Source organism: Pseudoalteromonas sp. Xi13 (assembly GCF_003952205.1).
GTDB lineage: Bacteria > Pseudomonadota > Gammaproteobacteria > Enterobacterales > Alteromonadaceae > Pseudoalteromonas > Pseudoalteromonas atlantica.
Genome location: NZ_CP034440.1, coordinates 809,753 through 831,013, shown reverse-complemented (window position 1 = coordinate 831,013; position 21,261 = coordinate 809,753). Strand labels below are relative to the sequence as shown.

At 39.0% G+C, this 21,261-nt stretch carries 18 protein-coding genes; 12 read left to right on the top strand and 6 right to left on the bottom strand.

The features are described 5' to 3' along the window. The first annotated feature begins 307 nt into the window (after positions 1-307). Positions 308-1,183: a DNA replication terminus site-binding protein gene (locus EJ103_RS20090; protein ID WP_126009677.1), complete on the top strand. Its 876-nt coding sequence runs from the start codon at positions 308-310 to the stop codon at positions 1,181-1,183. Between the two features lie 61 nt (positions 1,184-1,244). Here the strand turns inward: EJ103_RS20090 and EJ103_RS20085 are convergent, their stop codons facing one another. Beyond that, positions 1,245-2,459: a hypothetical protein gene (locus EJ103_RS20085; protein WP_004586302.1), complete on the bottom strand. Its 1,215-nt coding sequence runs from the start codon at positions 2,457-2,459 to the stop codon at positions 1,245-1,247. 774 nt (positions 2,460-3,233) lie between these two features. On the opposite strand from EJ103_RS20085, the gene EJ103_RS20080 reads away from it, so the two are divergent. The 5 genes from EJ103_RS20080 to EJ103_RS20200 all read left to right on the top strand — a co-directional run bounded on the left by EJ103_RS20080 (position 3,234) and on the right by EJ103_RS20200 (position 11,789). Beyond that, complete coding sequence (locus EJ103_RS20080; RefSeq protein WP_004586301.1) at positions 3,234-4,472, top strand: AAA family ATPase; 1,239 nt, start codon at positions 3,234-3,236, stop codon at positions 4,470-4,472. Positions 4,473-4,487: 15 nt separating this feature from the next. Further along, on the top strand, positions 4,488-5,450 hold the full coding sequence (locus tag EJ103_RS20075) for a transcriptional regulator (RefSeq protein WP_126009675.1): 963 nt from the start codon (positions 4,488-4,490) through the stop codon (positions 5,448-5,450). Between the two features lie 436 nt (positions 5,451-5,886). Continuing rightward, positions 5,887-9,030: a DEAD/DEAH box helicase gene (locus tag EJ103_RS20070; RefSeq protein ID WP_126009673.1), complete on the top strand. Its 3,144-nt coding sequence runs from the start codon at positions 5,887-5,889 to the stop codon at positions 9,028-9,030. Positions 9,031-9,986: 956 nt separating this feature from the next. Beyond that, entirely contained in the window at positions 9,987-11,453 is a 1,467-nt protein-coding gene (gene rmuC, locus EJ103_RS20065) for a DNA recombination protein RmuC (RefSeq protein WP_126009671.1), read from the top strand. A gap of 159 nt (positions 11,454-11,612) precedes the next feature. After that, complete coding sequence (locus tag EJ103_RS20200; RefSeq protein ID WP_164521660.1) at positions 11,613-11,789, top strand: hypothetical protein; 177 nt, start codon at positions 11,613-11,615, stop codon at positions 11,787-11,789. Positions 11,790-11,886: 97 nt separating this feature from the next. Here EJ103_RS20200 and EJ103_RS20060 read toward each other — a convergent pair whose 3' ends face one another. Further along, positions 11,887-12,228, bottom strand: coding sequence for a MerR family transcriptional regulator (locus tag EJ103_RS20060; protein ID WP_346773405.1), 342 nt, complete (start codon positions 12,226-12,228; stop codon positions 11,887-11,889). An 86-nt stretch (positions 12,229-12,314) separates the two neighbouring features. On the opposite strand from EJ103_RS20060, the gene EJ103_RS20055 reads away from it, so the two are divergent. Beyond that, entirely contained in the window at positions 12,315-13,565 is a 1,251-nt protein-coding gene (locus EJ103_RS20055) for an NADH:flavin oxidoreductase/NADH oxidase family protein (RefSeq protein WP_126009669.1), read from the top strand. A gap of 26 nt (positions 13,566-13,591) precedes the next feature. On the opposite strand, the gene EJ103_RS20050 is transcribed toward EJ103_RS20055, so the two are convergent. Beyond that, the gene (locus EJ103_RS20050) at positions 13,592-14,317 is read right to left on the bottom strand and encodes an amino acid racemase (RefSeq protein ID WP_054981991.1); all 726 of its coding nucleotides are present in this window, start codon (positions 14,315-14,317) and stop codon (positions 13,592-13,594) included. A gap of 111 nt (positions 14,318-14,428) precedes the next feature. Here EJ103_RS20050 and EJ103_RS20045 point away from each other — a divergent pair, with 111 nt between their 5' ends. Together EJ103_RS20045 and EJ103_RS20040 are read left to right on the top strand one after the other, a co-directional pair. Next, positions 14,429-15,313, top strand: a complete 885-nt coding sequence (locus EJ103_RS20045) for a LysR family transcriptional regulator (RefSeq protein WP_126009667.1) — start codon at positions 14,429-14,431, stop codon at positions 15,311-15,313. Between the two features lie 205 nt (positions 15,314-15,518). Next, on the top strand, positions 15,519-16,526 hold the full coding sequence (locus EJ103_RS20040; RefSeq protein WP_126009665.1) for a zinc-binding alcohol dehydrogenase family protein: 1,008 nt from the start codon (positions 15,519-15,521) through the stop codon (positions 16,524-16,526). A 64-nt stretch (positions 16,527-16,590) separates the two neighbouring features. Here EJ103_RS20040 and EJ103_RS20035 read toward each other — a convergent pair whose 3' ends face one another. After that, positions 16,591-17,538: a LysR family transcriptional regulator gene (locus EJ103_RS20035; RefSeq protein ID WP_054981994.1), complete on the bottom strand. Its 948-nt coding sequence runs from the start codon at positions 17,536-17,538 to the stop codon at positions 16,591-16,593. A 1-nt stretch (position 17,539) separates the two neighbouring features. Next, positions 17,540-18,445, bottom strand: a complete 906-nt coding sequence (locus tag EJ103_RS20030) for a LysR family transcriptional regulator (RefSeq protein WP_126009663.1) — start codon at positions 18,443-18,445, stop codon at positions 17,540-17,542. A 298-nt stretch (positions 18,446-18,743) separates the two neighbouring features. Between EJ103_RS20030 and EJ103_RS20370 the strand changes: the two genes are divergently transcribed. From EJ103_RS20370 to EJ103_RS20020, 3 genes are all read left to right on the top strand, one after another. Next, positions 18,744-18,878 carry an SDR family NAD(P)-dependent oxidoreductase gene (locus EJ103_RS20370; RefSeq protein ID WP_277600536.1) on the top strand — a complete coding sequence of 45 codons (135 nt, stop codon included), beginning with the start codon at positions 18,744-18,746 and terminating at the stop codon, positions 18,876-18,878. Positions 18,879-18,952: 74 nt separating this feature from the next. Continuing rightward, the gene (locus EJ103_RS20025) at positions 18,953-19,498 is read left to right on the top strand and encodes an SDR family oxidoreductase (RefSeq protein ID WP_277600535.1); all 546 of its coding nucleotides are present in this window, start codon (positions 18,953-18,955) and stop codon (positions 19,496-19,498) included. 186 nt (positions 19,499-19,684) lie between these two features. Next, positions 19,685-20,476: a class III extradiol ring-cleavage dioxygenase gene (locus EJ103_RS20020; protein WP_126009661.1), complete on the top strand. Its 792-nt coding sequence runs from the start codon at positions 19,685-19,687 to the stop codon at positions 20,474-20,476. A gap of 117 nt (positions 20,477-20,593) precedes the next feature. On the opposite strand, the gene EJ103_RS20015 is transcribed toward EJ103_RS20020, so the two are convergent. Further along, on the bottom strand, positions 20,594-21,220 hold the full coding sequence (locus EJ103_RS20015) for a DJ-1/PfpI family protein (RefSeq protein WP_126009659.1): 627 nt from the start codon (positions 21,218-21,220) through the stop codon (positions 20,594-20,596). Between the last annotated feature and the right edge of the window lie 41 nt (positions 21,221-21,261).

The window sequence follows — 21,261 nt, the reverse complement described above, 5'->3', positions numbered from 1 at the left end:
TACACAGAGCGATAATATATAAAAGTATACATCGCCCTGGTAATTACCTGTGTTACAACAATTTCCCCCATCTAGATAAATACTCATAAGTGTATTGATCACGTCTGGGTTCACTAATTCTTTCTGTTATATGCAAATATTCAAGCACCGAATCTCAAAAGCATAAGCAAATAGCATTGAAGAACACATCATGCTTAGTTTTAATCAAGTGTAATCTAAGCTTTAGTAAAATAAATAAACTTTAAAAAAACAGGGCAAAAGGTTAAACTTAATAATTACATAAGTAAGATGTGTTCTCAGGGTGGTTATGGTTTCTAAAGTACAAATAAGAAGTCAGTTTGATTTAATGAATGAATTAACATCGTTATTGATTGATGAATTACGTGTTTGTGAATATTCAAAGGCTGAGTATTATCAGCTACCAGATATAAATAGTGTTGATGAAAATATTATTCCCGAGTCAATTCCTGTAAAAAAATTAACCGGCGAAATTGCTCATAGGGCAATTTTAAACTCATTTACTGATATTTATAAAAAAGAAAGTTTAAGTAGTAGAGTACTAAAGCGTCATCCTGGGCTTTTGGTTTTAAAAAATGCAGATGTCCTAGCATTAACTAGCCGAATACAACAAGTTAATAAAGCTAAGGCTGCCTTTAAGGAGTGTGTTTTGGCTATCGATAATAACGATGCTCGATTTGAAGCTGTTCATAACGCGGTTCCAAATTTAATCACTCTTGCAGCCTATCGAAAAATTCATTTTCAAAGTGAGTCCCCTTTTTCAGTGAGATTTACTTGGATGCATAAGCATGCCACTAAAACTCTAACTAAAAAAATGGCACTTGAAATGCTCGACAAATCTGCAGGTTATAGAAATCCAAGAATGATCGACCAACAAAAATGGCAATCCCTTGTTGCACAAGAGCAAATGCGAGTAGCTAGTTTAGGTGAAAAAGAAAAGTTAAGAATTCGCCGCCCTACCCGAGTAAGTCCCCAAGTTAATGTTAGGTACACCGCAGAAAATAGGTATCACGTAAGTGCAGCATTGCCGTTTATTTTAATTAACCCACAGCCCGATGTTAAGTTAGGTACTTTGCCAGATTATCAAAAACCAGAGTCTCACCCGAGAAAAAAAGAGTATGACTTTTTAGTGGATAGACTTTATTTAGAACAAGTAGATAAATAATTATGTTAAAAAGGCCACATAGTGTGGCCTTTTTGGAAGTAGTCTAGTATTTTAACCGTTGTTATTTTTCGACTATTTCTTCTATTTTATCTTCATCAATTAAAACTGCGTTTTCGACAATTCGTTTACCACCTTGAATCTCAATACGCTTATTGTGCTTGTTGAGCGTGAGTATCTCATCACAAAACTGATCAGAAGGATGCATTTCATAGGTGTAATCAATAATATTACCGGTTTTATCATCTTTTACATTAGTAATGCTGTATTCTGAAATAGCCCCTTTTTCAATCAAGTCTTTCATTGTTGTGGTCATATCACGGCGTAATGCTTTTAATTTGTTTTCTGTGATATCGTCGGTTGAATAAATTGAGCCGTATTTTTCCATAATAGATAGCAATCTAAAATGATACGTTTTACCAGGCGCGGCATAACGCCAAAGGTGGTATAAACGCAGCATCATCCAACGCGATAAACCACGTTTTAGCTCTTGCGCACTGTTAAAGTAATACCCTTTGTATTCAAGGTTATCAATCATGTTATGAACAAATGCATTTAAACATGCAACACATTTTACGTTGCCACCTTGGCCTTTTTTACCACTAAAATGAAGAGATGATAAAAAGTTCATATTTGACTCATAAAAAGAATCATCAATATCTGTATTTTTAGTATCAGTAGCCGAGTATTTAAATGAAAGTTTAGAACCTTGAAGTGCTTCCAATGATTCTTTAATTTGTGGGTATGGCATTGATTGGCCAACCGCTTTAAGTTCTTGGGCTAATTCGTTCATCGAAAAAACCACGGCATATTGAATACCGGACTTAAAATTGATTTTTACGATTTTACCTTTCGATGCAAGGCGAATTAACGCGCGCTCAACTTTTTCTTCTCTATCCGATGGCCACACTAAATATTCTACGTCTTCGCCATCTTTACGCGTGCTTACAACGGCCGGTGTAATTTTTATTTCGCCGTCATATAAAATACCATCCACTTTTTCGGATATTTTACGCGTAATAATTGTTTTTTTAGGTGCTTCTTCCAATGGCAATTTTTTATGCCCAGAACGTACAAAACGCCCCCATAAATCATAGTGGTTAAACGTGTTTGAATAAGCACGTAACCCATGAGCGGCATTTTCGATAGAAATTCGCACATCTTTGTTATCTGTAAATAGTGCTAAACTTTCGTTATCTATTGCACTTTCCACCCCGTGTATTTGGCCCCTAAGTGTATCGGGCAAGTTATCTACCGAGATGTTGACCTTTCGGCTCATTGTTCTGATTTCCATTTTTTATTGCGACAGCTAATAACAACACATTAAGCAACAAAAGTTAAATGTTTAAGTTAGTATAAAACTGATCCGAGTATAAATAAACGTAACGGATCATTATTATACTAAGTAGTGAGTGATAAGCTTAATTTCAGATCACTATTTTACTAAGATAAGCTTCTCAAGCTAAATTTTTACTAACTCAATTTATTTTTTGTCCATTAAAAGCGCTATTTTTAAACTTTTTACACGACAAACGTTAGTAAAATAAATACCTGCTGTGGATAACAGTACTTCGAGTTAGCATAGATCTGATCTGTACTTACTACAGATCAGATCTATACCAATTAAACGCCTTGTTCTTCGTAAGCTTAAGTGTATAACTTTATAATTTACTTAGTAAAAAACTGATCTCACACAGTCATTTTGTACATAACTTATTGAGTAAGTTGTGCATAACTCTAATATTTAAATAAGGCTTAGTAAAAAGCTGATCTGCATGTAGATAAAGATCTGATCTTAACCAAGTATAAAGGTGATCTGCTTTTTTTAACATTATTTATAAATATCATATAGTTATATAGCTATTATACACCCTTAACCTTTATTACCTTATATATTTAACCACCTTTAAACTTCTTTATTTATACTAAGCAATCTTAAAGGTGTAAAAATATTTTTAAATGTCTTGTTATTAAAATGCATGTCGCCTTAAATAGTTGTTTACAGCTATTTGAATGGACATTATACTAATTGCCTAACTTTGAGGAAGAAAGTATGTCTATCAATAATAACGCGCTAAGTACTTACCGGCTTTTAAAAGCAACAGCCGAAGTTGCTGAAAAATCTTTAAAAGGACGCATACAACACTATCGCGCTCATCTTAAATCAGAAGAAAAAGAATTAAGAACTTACACCCAAAAAGCGGCAGCAGATTTATTAGGGTGTAATAATCGTACCTTAAAACGTCGTCATGACAATGGTGACTTTGATGATTTAAATATTAAGCGTGGTGCAAATGGGCACTATGCGTACACGTTAGTTAATATTTTTGCGATGGCCGATATCATGGATATTCAGCCAGATCACCGCACTGCTAACGATAAACTCCAAGTTATTGTTATTAATTCACTTAAAGGTGGCTGTGGTAAAACAACCAGTATGGTTAATATTGCTGCTGCATTGGCGACGACTAATATCAAACGTTATCGTATTGGTATTATTGATTTAGATCCTCAAGGTTCGTCTTCTAGCTTTTTCCCTTCTAACGATCACGACCCTGTTACGGTAGGCGACTTAATGCGTGATTGTATTGATTTAGACGAAGGCGAAACCTGGCCAGAGTTTGTTTCTAGTGCTTTTGTGACTACGCATATTCCAAATATTCGTGTTTTACCCTCAGGTATGGATGACTTTTACTTTGAACACGAGACAGCAACACTTTTAAAAGACACCTCTAATTACGAACAAACACGTCATTATCATAAGCTTTTAGAAAAGGTTATTGAGCCGGTTAAAGACGAATTCGATATTATTTTAATCGACACAGCTCCTACACTTAACTTTATGTTTTATAATGCTTTAATGGCCTCTACGGCGATGCTCATTCCGGTTCATCCAGAAGCTGTAGATTTTGATGCTAACAATAAATATCTAAAGCGTTTAGGTGAGATTTACCACACAGTAGCGGCACTTGGTCATGAAGGTTGGGACTTTATGCAGTTTTTAGTGACCAATTACGTTAAGGGTAATCATTCACAGCGCGATATTGTTAAAGATGTACGCAGTGCGTTTGGCCGCCAAGTAATGAGCTACCCAATTAATCACAGCTCGGCAATTACGGCTAGTTCATCGTCTTTTAATACCATATTTGATCAAAAAGCATCGGATAGTTTAGCAAGTCGCGAGTCTTTATTGCGCGCGCAAGAAAATATTAAAGATGTTGTGGACGAATTAGAAATGCTTATTCGTTCTAATTGGGAGTCAACCCAATCATCACTTAACAACACTAAGTAAGGATGTTATATAAAAATGGCTACAAAACGTAAAAACGACACCCGCTTAGATCCATTTGCAACTGCCGTAGGCAATAGCAGCCTCGATGCATTACTTGAGCAAGCAAGCGCTGGTGATGTAATAAGAATGCCTGCGCCAAGCGACCCTACACGCGAAATAACCTTAGTGTGTAAAGTTATTGCTCATGCAGATATTGAATCTAGCACCACGGTTTACGGTAAAAACCGCCGTGTACAAGCGCTATTAAACGAAAAGTCGGTTTCTGATATTTTACCTGCAATCAGTGAAGATGGACGTAATCAACACCCTGCTTTACTTTGGGATCAGGGAAATACTAACTTAGTACTTGCCGGTTCACGTCGTCGAAAGGCATGTATTTTAGGTAATGCCGATTATTTAGTTTTAAGCTCTCCTGATTTTACCGATCAAGACGCTAAAATTTTAGCTGTATCTTCAGATCAGTACATAGCCCCAAGCCTTTGGGAACTAGGGCAAGCTTATCAACAAACTAAAAACGATCTTATTGAGCAAGGTAAAAAAGGCTCTTATCGCGAAATTGCCGCTATTGAAGGTGTATCGCACACCGCAATTGCAGATGCCATTAAAGCGTACGAGCAAATCCCCGCTGATGTAATTTCACTTTACCCAACGGCTAATCACGTAGGCAGAGAAGTCGCTAAAAAGCTTGTTAGTGCAAAGGAGCGCGACGAGCAGGCGTTTAACGCCCTAGTTAGCGAATTACATACAGACGATGAGATTAAAGCCATTACAAGCGACGAAAAGCGCGCAATGGCAATTACTAAACGTTTAACTACCGAGCCTAGCGCGGTTGCTAAACGTGAAGCTGTATTTGAAAACAACTTTATAAACGTACAACGTAATTTAAAAAGTGGTGACGTATCTATTAAAATAGATAATAAAGTGTTGACTGACAAACGCTTAGAACAACTTACTAAGCTGTTAAGCGCGTTTAATTAGCCCCTTATTACTTAGTAAAATAGTGATCTTAAAAGCCTGTTAGGTTAGTTAAATTCTGATCTAGTGGGCTTTTTACTTAGTAAAATCCTGATCTTTTTTGCTATTTATAATCCATAAATCCCTCATTTTTGCTCTAAAGATCACATTTTTACTAACTGAATTTAGTTTTTACGACTATTTGATGCTGGATCTTAATTTGTTAGTAAAAAACTGATCTGTAAAGCCCCTGCGTTGTTAATAGATTGTTTGTAACATGTGTATTTACTGTTTACCTATTCTCATTTTGGCAGATAAAGTGCCATAAAGTACGTACAAACCGATTTTTTACTAACCTAGCAGCTCCAACCAGTTTATATAACGTTAATATTGCTTTTGCTGTGCGCAGTTAAAGAATATACTGGCAGAATTATTTTAAAAATTTAATACTTAGAGTGACATGTCTGCTAACTTATCAAAAAATGATTTACTGGCTATTTTTGAAGAAATAAAAAATGAGCAGGCAACCTTGTTCCCTCTTTCTGAGCGCTTTATAAAAAAGCTGTTTAGGCCCAACGTGCTCGATAAAGGCAAAGAGTATTATAAAAACGGCCAAATTAGTTGGTTAGAGCACAGCAGTGATTTTGCTGTTATTGATTCAACCGTACAAGGCGACACCGGATCAACATTTAACCAACGCATTGAGATCAGTAAAGTACCTACTGGTTACTCTGTTGATACGCATTGTACCTGTAATGCTAAAACCAAATGTAGGCACTTAGCCGCTGTATTATTTAAACTTAAAATAGAGCACTCAGGTGAATACGGAGAAGACTACTTTATTAACGATTGGTTTAGTGAACTGACAGCACTTAAAAGTGTTGATGCTAAAGCCCCTTCGCAAGTTCTTTTATTTGTATTAGACATTGAAAACAATAAAGTATTTTTAACGCCAAAAATTGCCAATTACGACAAAAATAATAATTACACGCTCGGGCGCAATTTAACTGAGCAACAATTAAATAGCTTTGTAACACCAAACGATTTGCTCGAAAGTGACTTTAGACTCTTTAGTTGGATTCGCTCACAAAATGCAGTAGGTAATTTAGAGCTAAAAGGTCAATGGGGCTTTAGCGCTCTACAACAATTAATTGCTACCGACCGTTTATTTTTACAACGCTCTCGTGTTGCTATTAAAGCGCAAACTGGGCAATCGCTTAACTTTAATTGGCAGCAACAAAACGAGTTATCGCAATTAATTATTGAGCTTGAACACAGTAAAAATTGGGCATTGATAAAAACCACGCCGCCTGCTTATTTAGACCTCGATCACTTTAAAGTAGGCCGGATCAGAACACAGCTTAGCGCCGACGAAATAGCACATTTACAATCTATTCCCGCACTGCACGATGCTAATTTTGATCGCATTTATAAACAACTTGCCGATAATTTTGGTGCCGGTGTTATTCCGCATCCGAATAACGAGCAAGTCAATGTTAAGCAACTTGGTAATGCTGTTTTAAAAGCCACTATGGATGAGCAAGGGCTTAAAGTTTCGCTATTGTTTAAATATAAAAATAAAAATTATTTGGCGGGGACAGCACCCGCGAGTTTAATAAATAGTGCATTTGAAAACACAGTAACAAATGAGTTAGTAAATTTAGGTTTTGAGTTTTGTAAAGGGGGTTTACAAAGTGAGTTTATATTTAATAAACAATCACCTATACATTTACATTGGCTTGTTTACGAAGTATTCCCTGGCTTTAAAAAGCGTGGCTGGCAGGTAACTCAAACTAAAGTAAATGTAGCCGACCCCCAAGGGCACGTTACACTCGACGTAAACCGTGCTGCAGGTCACCAAATGCATTGTAAAGTGCAATTAAGTGATGCCAAAGCCGCTGTACTTTTTAATACCGATGATGCCACGTATCAATCGTTAAATCGTCAAAGTGAGCTGTTTTATTACTACCCCGTTGGGCGTCAATTTGGTGTTATTAGTAAAGCCGCCATTAATTTACTGACCGAATTTAAACAACGTTTTGAATTTATTAAAACACGCGATGAATTTAATATCCCGCTTTCTTATTTACCTGAGCTGGTAAAGCATACCGCAGTTACTATAGACCTTCATGATGACTCATTGGAGCGTTATCTTGATGAGTTAAACAACACCGAGCAGGCAATGCCAGTGGTGCCCTTACACGGTTTAAATGACTCGGTAACACTACGTGAATACCAGCAACAAGGCGTTGATTGGCTTAGTTTTTTAAAGCGCCACCAATTAGGCGGCATACTAGCTGATGACATGGGACTTGGTAAAACGTTGCAAGTTATTGCCTTTTTGGCCAGCAGTTTTAATCGCCCGCAAGCGGGCCCGACCCTTATAGTGTGCCCTACAAGTTTGGTAAGTAATTGGCAAAACGAAATAACCAAATTTGCTAAAAGTCTTAAAGTAACCACTATTTTTGGCTCGCAACGTAATGAGCCTTTACAACATTTAGCGCAAGCGCAGTGTATTTTAACTACTTACCCATTATTAAAGCGTGATATTGCTTACTACTCGCCACTTTATTTTGAAAATATTATTTTAGACGAAGCGCAATATATTAAAAACGATACTGCACAAGTCTCGCGCTTAGTTAAGCGTTTAAATGCCGACTTTAAGTTATGTTTAAGCGGCACGCCTATCGAAAATAATTTGTTTGAGCTTAAGTCGTTACTAGACTTTGCAATGCCTTCATTACTTGGCTCGCAAGCCCACTTTAAACAGCACTTTCAAACACCTATTGAGCGCGAAGCCGATTCAGAGCGAGCTGAGCAACTAAAAGCGCTTATTATGCCGTTTATATTACGCCGCACAAAAGCGCAGGTAGCTCAAGAGTTGCCACAAAAAACAGAGCTGTTAAAAGAGTTTGAGTTTGAACCTAAACAAAAAGATATGTACCAAGGTATTACGCGCGCCCTAGAAGAAAAGCTCATCGACTTATTTGCTGAGCAAGGCGCACAAAAAAGTAAGCTCGCATTTTTAGAAGCGCTGCTAAAGCTAAGGCAAATTTGTTGTCATCCAAAATTAATTGAGCCAGAAACACAAGCTGGTTCAGCAAAATTAGAATGGCTAACTACGCATTTGCCGTTAATGCTAAGCCTTGGTCGTAAAGTGATTATTTTTAGTCAATTTACCTCTGCGCTCGATTTAATTGCAGAGCGTTTAAACAACATAAATATTAATTTTAGTATGCTAACTGGGCAAACGCGCCATCGCGACAAAGTTATTGACGAATTTACCAGTGGCAAAACCTCGGTGTTTTTAATCAGTTTAAAAGCAGGCGGCACTGGGCTTAACTTAACTCAAGCCGATACCGTTATTCACTTTGACCCATGGTGGAACCCGGCTGTTGAAAAACAAGCCACCGATCGTGCTTATCGTATTGGCCAAACAAATCCAGTGTTTGTTTATAAATTAATTATGAGTAACTCAATTGAGCAAAAGGTATTTAAAATGCAGCAAGATAAGCAAGCGCTTGTTGATGCATTATTTACCGATAAATCAATGAGCTTTACTTCGTTTGATGAGCAGCAAATGTTATCGCTTATAAAAAGCTAATTTTTTTACTTAGCATGTGAACTAATTTAACCAAATGGCGTCTATTATATTGCTTGTTGAATAATTGCAGTTATCACAAGCTTCATGTTGATTTCCCTGTTTGGTTACTAAATTTAGTAATGATTGAGCCAGCCCTTTTAGCTGGCTTTTTTTATGCCTGTAATTAACACCTTAAATTGCATTTTTTATAAATAGTTTGAACTAAATTTAAAAACACGCGTCTACTATTATACTTGTTGAATAATTGCAGTTATCACAAGCTTCATGTTGATTTCCCTGATTGGTTACTAAATTTAGTAATGATTGAGCCAGCCCTTTTAGCTGGCTTTTTTTATGCCTGTAATTAACACCTTAAATTACATTTTTTATAAATTGTTTGAACTAAATTTAAAAGGGTGCGTCTACTATTATGCTTGTTGAATAATTGCAGTTATCACAAGCTTCATGTTGATTTCCCTGATTGGTTACTAAATTTAGTAATGATTGAGCCAGCTCCTTTTAAGCTGGCTTTTTTTATGCCCACATTTTAATTTTTAAATTATTTATATTTTTATGTGAACTTAATTTAGTGTGCGGCGTCTACTATTATGCTTGTTGATTAATTGCAGTTAACACAAGCTTCATGTTGATTTACCCCGTTTAATTACTAATTTTAGTAATGATTGAGCCAGCTCCTTTTTTAGCTGGCTTTTTTTATGCCCACATTTTAGTTTTTATAATTATTTATATTTTTATGTGAACTTAATTTAATGTGTGGCGTCTACTATTACGCTTGTTGATTAATTGCAGTTATCACAAGCTTCATGTTGATTTCCCTGATTGGTTACTAAATTTAGTAATGATTGAGCCAGCCCTTTTAGCTGGCTTTTTTTATGCCTTTAGTAAATGTTACGCCCTACCCCCCACTACCTTTATTCGTTATGATGGCATGTCTCTAAATTTTATAAGTTTATTTTATGTTTACTCAGTTATTAACGCATATAGATTGGTTAAGTGCCAGCGCAGGGCTTGCAACAGGGCTCGTACTATATGGCCTAGTGTCGCTCCCTTCTCGTAATAAATTAAAACAACACATTAGCGAGCAACAGCAACAGTTATCGTTATTACAAAACCAGTACGACAATAAACAGCTGCAATACACCGCCTTATTTGATGAGCACGAGCTGCTCGAGCAATCACATCAAGAGCAACGCGATGAAGCGCAGCATTTTAAAACTCGCTTTAGCGAGCAAGAAAAACAAAGTGTTCAATACAACCATTTTTGGCGTAAAGCCGAAGGCGAACTTAGTGCCTTGCGAGAGCAATATAACCAGCGCGATATTGAGCTTAATAATATGCGAACTACGCTTGAGCAAAAGCAGCAAAACTTTACCGAGCAGCTTGCACAAATAGAGCAAAGCAAAAATGTGCTTAAAAAAGAGTTTGAAAACCTAGCTAATAAAATTTTAGAAGAAAAATCGCAAAGCTTTAAAAGCCTAAATCAAGAAAGCATTGAGCAACTATTAAAGCCAGTTCAAGGGGAGCTAAAAGGCTTTAGAGATAAAATGGAATCGATTCACGTTGAAGACTTAAAACAACGTGCTGCCCTTAAAACTGAGCTACTGCACTTGCAAGCTAAAAGCCAAGCTATTACCGAGCAAGCCGATAAACTTAGTAATGCCTTACAAGGGCAAAAAAAGACCCAAGGTAATTGGGGTGAACTGATGCTCGAAAACGTACTCGACAGCGCAGGCCTGCGCGCGGGTACCGACTACAAACGCGAAGTATCGTTTAATACCGAAGACGGTCGACTGCGCCCCGACGTAGTGGTGTATTTACCTCAGGGCCGCCACTTAGTGATTGACGCTAAAACATCGCTAAATGCTTATACTCGCTACGTTAATGCCGAAAACGAGCTAGAGGCTAGCCAAGCGATTAAAGAGCATGTAAATGCAGTTACCGCGCGTATTAACGAGCTTGCCAGTAAATCGTACGATCGTCTCCCAGGTATAAATTCGCCTGAAGTAGTTATTATGTTTGTGCCTATAGAATCTGCATTTGTAGAGGCGCTTAAATATCAAAGCGATATTTACCAACAAGCTATCGAAAAAAACATTTTAGTTGCTACACCAACTACTCTGCTTACAAGCCTTAATATTGTTAAACAGCTGTGGCGCTTTGAAGAGCAAACTAAATACTCTAAAGAGCTGGCGAATCGTGCAGAGCGCTTTTATAACAAGCTCAATGGCTTTTTAACGAGTATGGAAGGTGTTGGCAAACAACTAGACCGCGCAAAAGAAAGCTACGATAAAGCCTTTTCACAGCTTTACCGAGGTAAAGGTAACTTAATTAAACAAGCTTCAGAATTTAAAGAGCTAGGTGTATCGGTTCAAAAAGAGTTACCAAACGAAAGCGTAGAAAAAGCCCAATTAGAGCTGGATTAAGGTCGATTTATCTCTACTGTTTTATACATTAAAAGGAAGGTTAATGGTTTTCCCTTACTCAATTCGCAAAGGTTAGCGTTAACCCCTATTAATTATAAGGATAGAGACGCTATTTTTGCTCTTGGCTATGTGGAGCAAGCCCAGCGTTATTTAAGTTTTATGGCTGAAAAGCTAGCAAACGCTGAGGCAAAAGTAATTGAATACATAGACGTATATTACGTAGAAACATTATTTTGGGGCGCAAGTTCTCATACTATTGCGGTTGGTTGGCCTCTAGTGCCTGCCAACTTACAAAAGCTTTATATCAATTTTCATGGTAAAGCGCCGCAAAACTAATACAACTAAAGCTCGCATGTACTCGCTTACGCCTTTAATACTCCACCTCATTCAATAACTCATTTATTTTTTCATCGCCAATACACTCTCCATTAGATCAACTTATATTAAGCAGTGTAATTAAATTACCAATACGCTCAGACTTTCGCTGTAGCTGCTCAATTAGTGCATTAGCTTCATGTTGTTTTTGAGTGAGGCGCTCAATAATGGCGTTGTGATCTAGCTCCTCATTAGGCTTACGCAGGGAGGGGATTTCTTCAAGCGAAAACCCTAAACTTTGTGCAAACTTAATCATTTTAAGCTGCTCTACACTGGCTTTGTCGTATTGCCTATACCCGTTGTTATTTCGCGTGCCGTGTGGCAGCAGCCCTATACTTTCGTAATACCGTATGGTGCTTGCTGCAATACCCGAGTGCTTAGCTAGTTCACCTATTTTCATTATTACCTCTACTATAAAAAGCGGGTTGACCTTAAAGCTGACTTTAAGGTTATAGTGCCTGTAATGTCAATTTATGGTTTATATGTATGTCTGAGTTTGAACAATCTGCTGTATTTACACCCTTTACCCTACCAAGCGGTTTAACGCTTAAAAACCGAGTAGTAAAAGCCGCTATGGAAGAGAACCTCGCAGAGGCCGACCTAACGCCATCGAAAGTGCTTAAAAATGTATACAACGAATGGGCAAAAGGCGGGTGCGGGTTAATTATTACCGGCAATGTTATGGTCGATCACCTTGCAATGACAGGGCCAGGCGGCCTTGCCCTTGAGCAGCAAACCGATATAACGCCTTTTGCAGAACTTGCTCGTTTAGGGCAGCAAAACGATTGTAAAATTGTGATGCAAATAAATCACCCTGGCCGCCAAGTATTTAAAAGAATGGGCGGTAAAGCGCTAAGTGCCTCTGATATTGCGCTTAATATGGGTAAGCACTCTCACTTATTTGCCCAGCCAACAGCTATGGATAAGAGCGAGATTAGTGATGTTATCGCTCGTTTTACCCATACCGCGCAACAGGCCGAAAAAGCAGGTTTTAATGGCGTGCAAATACACGCTGCACATGGCTATTTATTAGCGCAGTTTTTATCTCCACTAACTAATAAGCGTGATGACGAATGGGGCGGTAGCCTTGAGAATCGCGCGCGATTATTACTTGAAATAACACGCAGTATTAAAGCGCAATGCAGCGCCGGTTTTTCGGTATCGGTTAAGTTAAACTCAGCCGATTTTCAGCGCGGCGGCTTTGAGCCGCATGATGCGCAAGCAGTTGTTAATATGCTTAGTGCATTAAAGCTTGATTTTGTAGAGCTTTCAGGCGGCAGTTACGAAGCACCCGCAATGCAAGGAACAACGGGTGATGAACGTACACTTGCACGTGAGGCGTACTTTTTGGAATTTGCCAAAGCAATTAGCGAGCAATCAACCATACCCATTATGACCACAGGCGGTATTAGCCGGTTAGATGTGGCAAATAAAGTAATTAGCTCAGGCGTAGCGCTCGTTGGTATGGCCACAGCACTGGCCTATCAGCCAGATTTAGTTAATAGCTGGCAAACACAGCCAACGCAAAACCTGCTTATGCCGCGCGTTACTTTTAAAGACAAAACCCTTGCTGGGCTTGCCACTATGGCGCTGGTAAAAAGGCAAATTCGCCGAGTGGGCCAAGGCAAACGCGTTAAAGCAAATGCCTCGGCTATTTTTACTTTAATAAACGATCAAATACGCGCTGGAAAGCTTACAAAGCGCTATCGAAAACGCTTTGCAAAAGAGCTAAATTAATTAGCTCTAGTTTAAACTGATATTTTCTATGCCACACTTGAAAGCGTTGATTGATGGGCGTTAGCATATGCCCAGTTAACGCACTCTTGCGCTAAAATAGCGATGGTATCTAGGCAGGTGTCTGGCGAGTGTTTGGCTTGTTCATTTAACACAAGCGGTATTTCGGTACAGCCAAACAACACGCAGTCAGCACCTTGAGCAAGCATTAAGTCGTATGCCTTGCTTAATAAGTGGCGACCTTTATTTAAATCGCCCGCTTTTACGGCGGTTATGCCATCCATTATGGCTGCTTGTTGCTGAGAGTTTGGTTCAACAAAATCAATATTGTGCTGCTTAAACGCATTTTGGTAAATGCCCATATTAAGCGTAGCGGTAGTGGCTAAAATACCAACCTTTTGTTTGCCCGTGGCTTTTACTTGTTTTATAACGCTTTTTACAATGCTAATGGTGTGTACATCGGCATTTTTAGTGAGCGCGTCGTACCAGTAATGCGCGGTATTACACGGAATAACAATACAACTTACACCTAAGCTTGTTAGCTCTTTAAAGCCTTTTTTAAGCTCAAAAAATGGGTTTTCATCTTCAAGACCCATTAAAAATTTTGTTCTGTCAGGAATTTGCGGGATATTCCTTATAAACATAGGTATATGCTCTTGATCATTTTTAGCGGGCGATAGCGCAATTACCTGATTCATAAATGAGGCGGTAGCCAAAGGCCCCATTCCACCTAATACGCCAAGAGTTCTAAGCATGATTGCATTCCGGTTATTGAGTTTATAGGCTTAATTTATAGTGTTTTATTTAGTTTGAATAATGCTATTATTTTACCACCCATGCACAAATTGCATAACTAAGTGGTCGCTATGAATATTGAAAGTAAATGGTTAGAAGATTTTTTAACGCTCTCGCACACAAAAAGCTTTTCGCAAGCGGCAAAGCTTAGGCATATTACGCAACCTGCATTTAGTCGGCGTATAAAAGCCCTTGAAGATACCCTTGGCGCAGCCCTAATCGACCGAGAAAACTTGCCTATTACCCTTACCCCAAGCGGTAAAATATTTCATATAACGGCGCGTAATTTAGTTAACCAAATGAATACCTCGGTTAGCATGCTTGAGGAGTTGTCGGTGCAGCAAAATTATTCTGTAAAGGTAGCGGCCGCACATTCTTTAGCGAGTTTTTTAACCTTACAACTCGCTAACTTTCAAACACAAGATGAGCGCGACATTGTACTTAATTTAGAGGCTATAGACGTAGATAAAGCCACCAAAGCGCTAGAGCAAGGTGAATGCGACTTACTTATTGCCTTTGATAACGAACGCCTTAAACTGCCGCCGTTTAGTCATCAAAAAATAGGTAATGCTAAGTTGTTACCTGTTAGCGCCTGTGACGAGCAAGGCAAAGCCTTATATAACCTAGAAAGCGCAGCGCCTATACCGCATTTAGCCTACAGCCTCGACTCCTACATGGGCCGGCAGTTAGAGCCTATTATATCGGGCGCTAAGCTTAAAAAGGTGTTTGTTTCATCCATGACTGAGCTTTTAAAAGTGCACGCTGTAGCGGGCAATGGTATTGCCTGGCTGCCCGACTACGTTATATCAAACGAGCTTAAAAATAATACCTTGGTAGTTGTCGGGAGTGAGCACCACTGCGTGCCAATAACTTACTATGCGTATAGGTATCATGCGGCTTTGCACCCCGGTGGCGAAAGTGTATGGAATAAATTAACTGAGCTAAATATAACCTAACTGTAAACCCCCGTTACAGTTAATAAGGTATTATTAATTTAAAACGATAACAGCTATGTGCAATGGAATTTTAATTATTTACCTATTTTATTATGGAGTTTTATTTCCATAATAATTGGGTGTTTTGTCTCTTTTTTAATGCTCTTGATAAAGCCAAAATAGCGTCATCAACACAGAGTATTAACTAGCTAACGAGGCAACTCCCATGAAAGCAATCGGATATCAAAAAAGTTTACCTATCGAAAACGAATTATCATTACAAGACATTGAACTTGAAACGCCAACAGCACACGGCCACGATATTTTAGTAGAAGTTAAAGCGGTATCGGTTAACCCGGTTGATTTTAAAATTCGCCAAGCAATGCCAGCAGCTGAGGGCGAATATAAAGTAATTGGTTGGGATGCAACTGGGGTTGTTAAATCGGTTGGCGAAAACGTATCGCTATTTAAGCCAGGCGACAAAGTATGGTACGCAGGCGACATTACGCGCTCAGGCAGTAACGCGCAGTTTCAATTAGTTGATGAGCGTATTGTTGGCCATATGCCAAGTTCGCTTTCGTATGGCGAAGCCGCAGCATTGCCGCTTACCAGCATTACTGCGTGGGAATTATTGTTTGACCGTTTAAACGTAGCTAAAAACGATGATTCTAAAAGCATTTTAGTTATTGGTGCCGCCGGTGGTGTGGGCTCAATAATGGTGCAGCTATTAAAGCAGCGCACTAAATTAAATATTATTGCCAGTGCTTCTCGTGCTGAAACAATATCGTGGTTAGAAGATCTAGGTGCCGACACTATTGTTAATCACCGTAACCCGTTAAGTGAAGAGTTTGCAGCTAAAAAATTAAGCGAAGTGGATTACGTTGTTAGCTTAAACAATACAGAGCAGCACTTACCTGAAATTGAAAAAGTAGTGAAGCCACAAGGCCAATTTGCCCTTATTGATGACCCTGAAACACTTAATATTGTGCCATTTAAAAACAAAAGCGTGTCGGTACATTGGGAGCTTATGTTTACTCGCTCGTTATTTAAAACCGACGACATGCAAGAGCAACACGTTATTTTAAATAACGTAGCCACTATGATTGACCAAGGGCTAATTAAAACTACGGTAGGTGAGCACTTAGGTAAAATTAACGCAGCCAATTTACGCAAAGCGCATCAGCATCTTGAATCGCAAACAGCTAAAGGTAAAGTGGTGTTAGAAGGCTTTTAAGCCCTTTAGCTAATATAGTTTTTTTGAGTATACCCAAGCCCCTAACGGGGCTTTTTTGTGGCTATTATTTATATAACTGGTTGTAATTAGGAATATGCTTTACCCAAAATGCAGGGCTGCCAATATACTCTTGTACAGTTTTTATAAATTCGCTCACTAGTGGCGTTTGTTTACGGTGAGGATACAGCGCATAAATACCTGTGCCCGATGCGCTGAGCTTATAATTAGTTAATAGCGGCACTAGCCCCATTTCGTCTATGGGTTTTTCTAGGTTAAATAAATCTAGCATCACATACCCTAAACCCGCTTTTGTGGCATCAAGCATGGCGCGTACATCGCTTACCTTATAGTTGCCTTTCATTTTGTGGGTTTTGTATTCATCACCATGAGGCTGGGTGCTTAATTTAATTTGATCTAGGCTTACATCGCCATTGCCATAAACCACCGCAGGTAAGGCGATAAGTTCTTCAGGTGTACTTGGCATACCATGACGTGCAATAAAGTCATTAGAGGCAACCAAAGCAAAGTGCATATCAGATATTTTTTTTGCCATTAGATTGGAGTCATTCAATTTGCCAATTCTAAATGCTAAATCGTAATGGTCGGCAATAATATCGTTGCGCTTATCATCAAGCATGAGGGTTATTTTTACCTCAGGGTATTTTTGCATAAATAAATTAATGGCCGGCTGCACATACTGCTGCCCAAAAAACATGCCCGAGGTAATGCGCAAAATACCTTTAGGTTTTGCTTGGTAGGAGTCGGCAATGCTATGAATATCACTGAGCGTATCAATTAAAATATGCGCTTGCTGGAGTATTTCCTCCCCTGCGGAGGTAAGCGAAAACGAGCGCGTAGAGCGATTAAGTAACTGAATACCTAAACTGCTTTCTAGCTTTTTAATTTGCTTTGAAAGCGATGAGTTGTCCATATCGTGCAGCGCCGCGGCTTTTGCAAATGAGCCTTGCTGCACTACATCAACAAATAACGCTAATTGGTTGGTGATTGACATCTCACTCTCCTAAATCCCAATAAGGTGTATCGGTGTAATAATTGCTCGCAAAATCAACAAACGCGCGCACTTTACTAGGTAAAAACTGCCTGTTTGCGTACACCATATAAAGCCCTATTGGCTCAGGCTCGTAGTCTTTTAATATACGTACTACTTTACCCTGTGCCAGCGCCTCACCAGCTATAAATGTTGGCTGCATGGCAATACCGCCACCTGCTATAGCGGCATTGAGTAGCAGGTCGCCATTGTTAGCAACTAGGTTACTTTCAAGCTTTAACTCGTTTTTAAGCTCGTTCGCTCCACGTAGCTTTTTGGTAGGCTCGGTGTGTGCGTAGCGTAAATAGTTATGCGATTGCAGCCCTTCTAAGCTAGTAGGCGTGCCGTGCTGCGCTAAATAAGAAGGAGAGGCAAACACCGCTAACCTAATAGGCGCTATTTTTTTAGCAATAAGTGATGAGCTTTTTAAAACCCCTATGCGTAGCGCTATATCAATACCTTGCTCAACAATATCAACAAACTGGTCGGTAAGGTTTAGATCTAATTTTAAATTTGGATAACGCTTTTGAAACTCAACCAATAGCGGTGCTAAGTGCTTTACCCCAAACGACATAGGGGCACTAATACTGAGCACACCAGAGACATTTTCGTTTAGGTTATCGAGCGAATTTTCCATGTCGTCTATATCGTCTAGCACCTGTAAACAGCGGGTAAAATAGTGATCTCCCGCCTCGGTAGTGCTTACTTTACGCGTGGTGCGGTGGAGTAATCGGGTAGCAAGTCCCTCTTCTAGCGCAGACACATACTTGCTCACAAGTTGCGGCGATATATCGAGCTTATCGGCAGCTTTAGAAAAAGACCCCTCTTGTACAACACTTACAAAAGTCTTCATGGTGGTTAGCTTATCCATTATTAGCAATGCCTTGTTTATAATTTTTAAATAAAGATCGTATTAATTATGTTTATAAAAACAGTTAAAGTCCACACATCGCATTTTTGCACAGATAGTGAGTTTTTATAGCGTCATAAACACATTTTTTTGCGTAAATAACTATTTATTTACAACAAAATGGAGTTAATACGTGCTACTGCAGCAATCACGCTTCTTTTTATCCATTCTAACGCCAAGTCGGGTTTATTAATAATGCAGTATCGCTGTACGTGAATAAGCACGCTTATATTTTTATTAATGACTAAGAGATAAAGCCATGAAAAGATTAAACAACAAAGTAGCCCTCGTTACTGGTGCAGCACAAGGTATTGGCGCTGCTTACGCAAAAGGTTTAGCTCAACAAGGCGCTAAAGTTGTGCTTGCTGATTTAGCCGACCTAGCGCAGCCGTAGCTGAAATTATTGCCGCTGGCGGCCAAGCAATAGGCTGCAAAGTAGATGTAACGAATAGTTAATCGTTAGATGCCATGGTAAAACAAACCGAAGCTGAATTTGGCCCGGTTGAAATATTAGTTAACAATGCCGCTATATTTGCTGCGCTTGAGCTTAAGCCATTTTGGGAAATATCTGAAGACGAATGGGATTTAGTTATGCGCGTAAATGCCCGCGGGCCTTTTCAGTGTACCAAAGCAGTGTTGCCTAGCATGCGTAAATTAGGTCGCGGTAAAATCATTAACATTGCATCGGGTACATTTTTACGCGGTGCACCTATGTTTTGCCATTATGTGGCATCTAAAGGCGCGGTTGTTGGGCAAACACGTGCGTTGGCCACTGAGCTTGCTAACGATAATATTTTAGTTAATTGCCTATTAGTTGGCTTAACCGAAAGCGAAGGCGTTAAAAATAACGCACAGTTTGATAAAGCTAAAAATAGCACACTAGGCTCACGAGTAATTAAACGTGCAATGGAGCCTGAAGACTTACTTGGCCCTATTTACTTTTTAGCCAGTGAAGACAGCGATTTTATGACCGGACAATGTATTAACGTTGATGGTGGCGCAATTAACTACTAACACGCCTGATTGCTTATTTAGTGTTAATTTAAAAGCCGATGTTTACGCATCGGCTTTTTAACGAGGGGGTAAATAAAAATGAGTTTAACAATACTGTATTTATAATATCTCAATGGGCGCTTTATTTATTAACAAAATAAAAGCCAATAGAATAAGGGTATATTAATAAAATCCTTAGGTATTACCATGGCTCAACCTGCACTATTTATCTCTCACGGTTCACCTATAATGGCCGTACAGCAATCGCCAACGTCTGACTTTTTAAAAGCGCTTGGCAAGTCACTCAACACGCCACGCGCTATTGTTATTTTTTCGGCGCACTTTGATATGGCCCACGATGAAGCAGCTCATAATATTGTAATAACCGCAGGGCAAGCGCCTGAAACCATTCACGACTTTTACAATTTTCCTGCGCATATGTATAACATTAAATACCCTGCGCCAGGTCACCCTGAGCTTGCGGGTAATATTGCAACGCTATTTAAAAATAAAGGCATTACAGCAATACTCGATGAACGCCAAGGCTGGGATCATGGTGTATGGATACCACTGCGCTTAATGTACCCGCAGGCAAATATTCCTATTGTACAAGTGTCTATAAATACTCGATTAGGCGCAAAAACCATGTATGAATACGGGCAGTTACTTGCCCCACTTCGCGACGATAATATATTAATTATTGGCTCTGGCGGCATTAGCCACAACCTACGAGAAGTGTTTAAAACCCCTGCTACACCTAACCGTGTACAAATGGTAAAAGCGTTTACCCAATGGGTTGAACACGCGCTTTTAGCGCAAGACACGCCCGCACTTTTAAATTACTTAACCGATGCACCCCACGTGTTATTTAACCACCCTACCCAAGAGCATTTTTTACCGCTCTTTGCTGCTATGGGCGCAGGCGGCAAGCAAGTTGAAAAACTCTTTAGTGATATTGAAATGGATATTTTAGCGCTTGATACCTATAAGTTTTATTAATTTTAATCAGTACAGTGCAAGCGCCTTGTGTTTTTTTAATCAAAGTGTAATGGGGGTTTACAAAGCGTATGTTGGGTTAAGAGCAGCAAAGCCCAACATAAAGTTATAAAGTGGGCTTTAACGCAGCTTTTTAATGTAATTAGATGTGGCGCTATTTTTATGCGCGTCACCATAAATAATTGGTGACGGATAGTATTCTGCGTCTAACTGTATGGTGGAGGCAACATCTTCACCAAAATAATCAGCAATAAAAGCAAGGCACATATCCATACCTGCTGAAACACCCGCACAAGACCAAATATTGCCATCTTTTACAAAGCGATCTTCAACTACGGTTACGGTGTTATCTTTTTTAAGGTGCTCTAAAAAAGCCCAGTGGGTGGTTACTTTTTTATGCTTAAATAGCCCCGCTTTTTGCATTAAATACATACCAGTGCAAATAGATAAAACACTGTGGCAGTTTTCAGCTGTTTTTTTAAGATAATTAATAACGTCAAGGTCTTCCATTGCTATACGTGCACCACTACCGCCAGGTACAAATAATACATCGGGCTGCACTGGGTCAGTAAAATGATAATCGGCACTAAAACGCATGCCGTGCTCACCTGAGGGAGTCATAGAATTTAGCGATATTAATTTGGGTTTTTCACATAATCCCTTTTCTGCCAGCAGGCCTATTAGTTCCCATGAACCAACTAAATCCAGCTCTTCAACTTTGTCGTAAATTAAAAAATATATTTTCATACTATGTTATTTAGTCCTTTAATTTGTATCGTTTTTAAATA

What these genes read in the sequence shown, in the direction of transcription:
- EJ103_RS20090 (WP_126009677.1), top strand. Translation starts at nt 308, where the DNA reads ATGGTTTCTAAAGTACAAATAAGAAGTCAGTTTGATTTAATGAATGAA.
- EJ103_RS20085 (WP_004586302.1), bottom strand. Translation starts at nt 2,459, where the DNA reads ATGAGCCGAAAGGTCAACATCTCGGTAGATAACTTGCCCGATACACTT.
- EJ103_RS20080 (WP_004586301.1), top strand. Translation starts at nt 3,234, where the DNA reads ATGTCTATCAATAATAACGCGCTAAGTACTTACCGGCTTTTAAAAGCA.
- EJ103_RS20075 (WP_126009675.1), top strand. Translation starts at nt 4,488, where the DNA reads ATGGCTACAAAACGTAAAAACGACACCCGCTTAGATCCATTTGCAACT.
- EJ103_RS20070 (WP_126009673.1), top strand. Translation starts at nt 5,887, where the DNA reads ATGTCTGCTAACTTATCAAAAAATGATTTACTGGCTATTTTTGAAGAA.
- rmuC (WP_126009671.1), top strand. Translation starts at nt 9,987, where the DNA reads ATGTTTACTCAGTTATTAACGCATATAGATTGGTTAAGTGCCAGCGCA.
- EJ103_RS20200 (WP_164521660.1), top strand. Translation starts at nt 11,613, where the DNA reads ATGGCTGAAAAGCTAGCAAACGCTGAGGCAAAAGTAATTGAATACATA.
- EJ103_RS20060 (WP_346773405.1), bottom strand. Translation starts at nt 12,228, where the DNA reads ATGAAAATAGGTGAACTAGCTAAGCACTCGGGTATTGCAGCAAGCACC.
- EJ103_RS20055 (WP_126009669.1), top strand. Translation starts at nt 12,315, where the DNA reads ATGTCTGAGTTTGAACAATCTGCTGTATTTACACCCTTTACCCTACCA.
- EJ103_RS20050 (WP_054981991.1), bottom strand. Translation starts at nt 14,317, where the DNA reads ATGCTTAGAACTCTTGGCGTATTAGGTGGAATGGGGCCTTTGGCTACC.
- EJ103_RS20045 (WP_126009667.1), top strand. Translation starts at nt 14,429, where the DNA reads ATGAATATTGAAAGTAAATGGTTAGAAGATTTTTTAACGCTCTCGCAC.
- EJ103_RS20040 (WP_126009665.1), top strand. Translation starts at nt 15,519, where the DNA reads ATGAAAGCAATCGGATATCAAAAAAGTTTACCTATCGAAAACGAATTA.
- EJ103_RS20035 (WP_054981994.1), bottom strand. Translation starts at nt 17,538, where the DNA reads ATGTCAATCACCAACCAATTAGCGTTATTTGTTGATGTAGTGCAGCAA.
- EJ103_RS20030 (WP_126009663.1), bottom strand. Translation starts at nt 18,445, where the DNA reads ATGGATAAGCTAACCACCATGAAGACTTTTGTAAGTGTTGTACAAGAG.
- EJ103_RS20370 (WP_277600536.1), top strand. Translation starts at nt 18,744, where the DNA reads ATGAAAAGATTAAACAACAAAGTAGCCCTCGTTACTGGTGCAGCACAA.
- EJ103_RS20025 (WP_277600535.1), top strand. Translation starts at nt 18,953, where the DNA reads ATGGTAAAACAAACCGAAGCTGAATTTGGCCCGGTTGAAATATTAGTT.
- EJ103_RS20020 (WP_126009661.1), top strand. Translation starts at nt 19,685, where the DNA reads ATGGCTCAACCTGCACTATTTATCTCTCACGGTTCACCTATAATGGCC.
- EJ103_RS20015 (WP_126009659.1), bottom strand. Translation starts at nt 21,220, where the DNA reads ATGAAAATATATTTTTTAATTTACGACAAAGTTGAAGAGCTGGATTTA.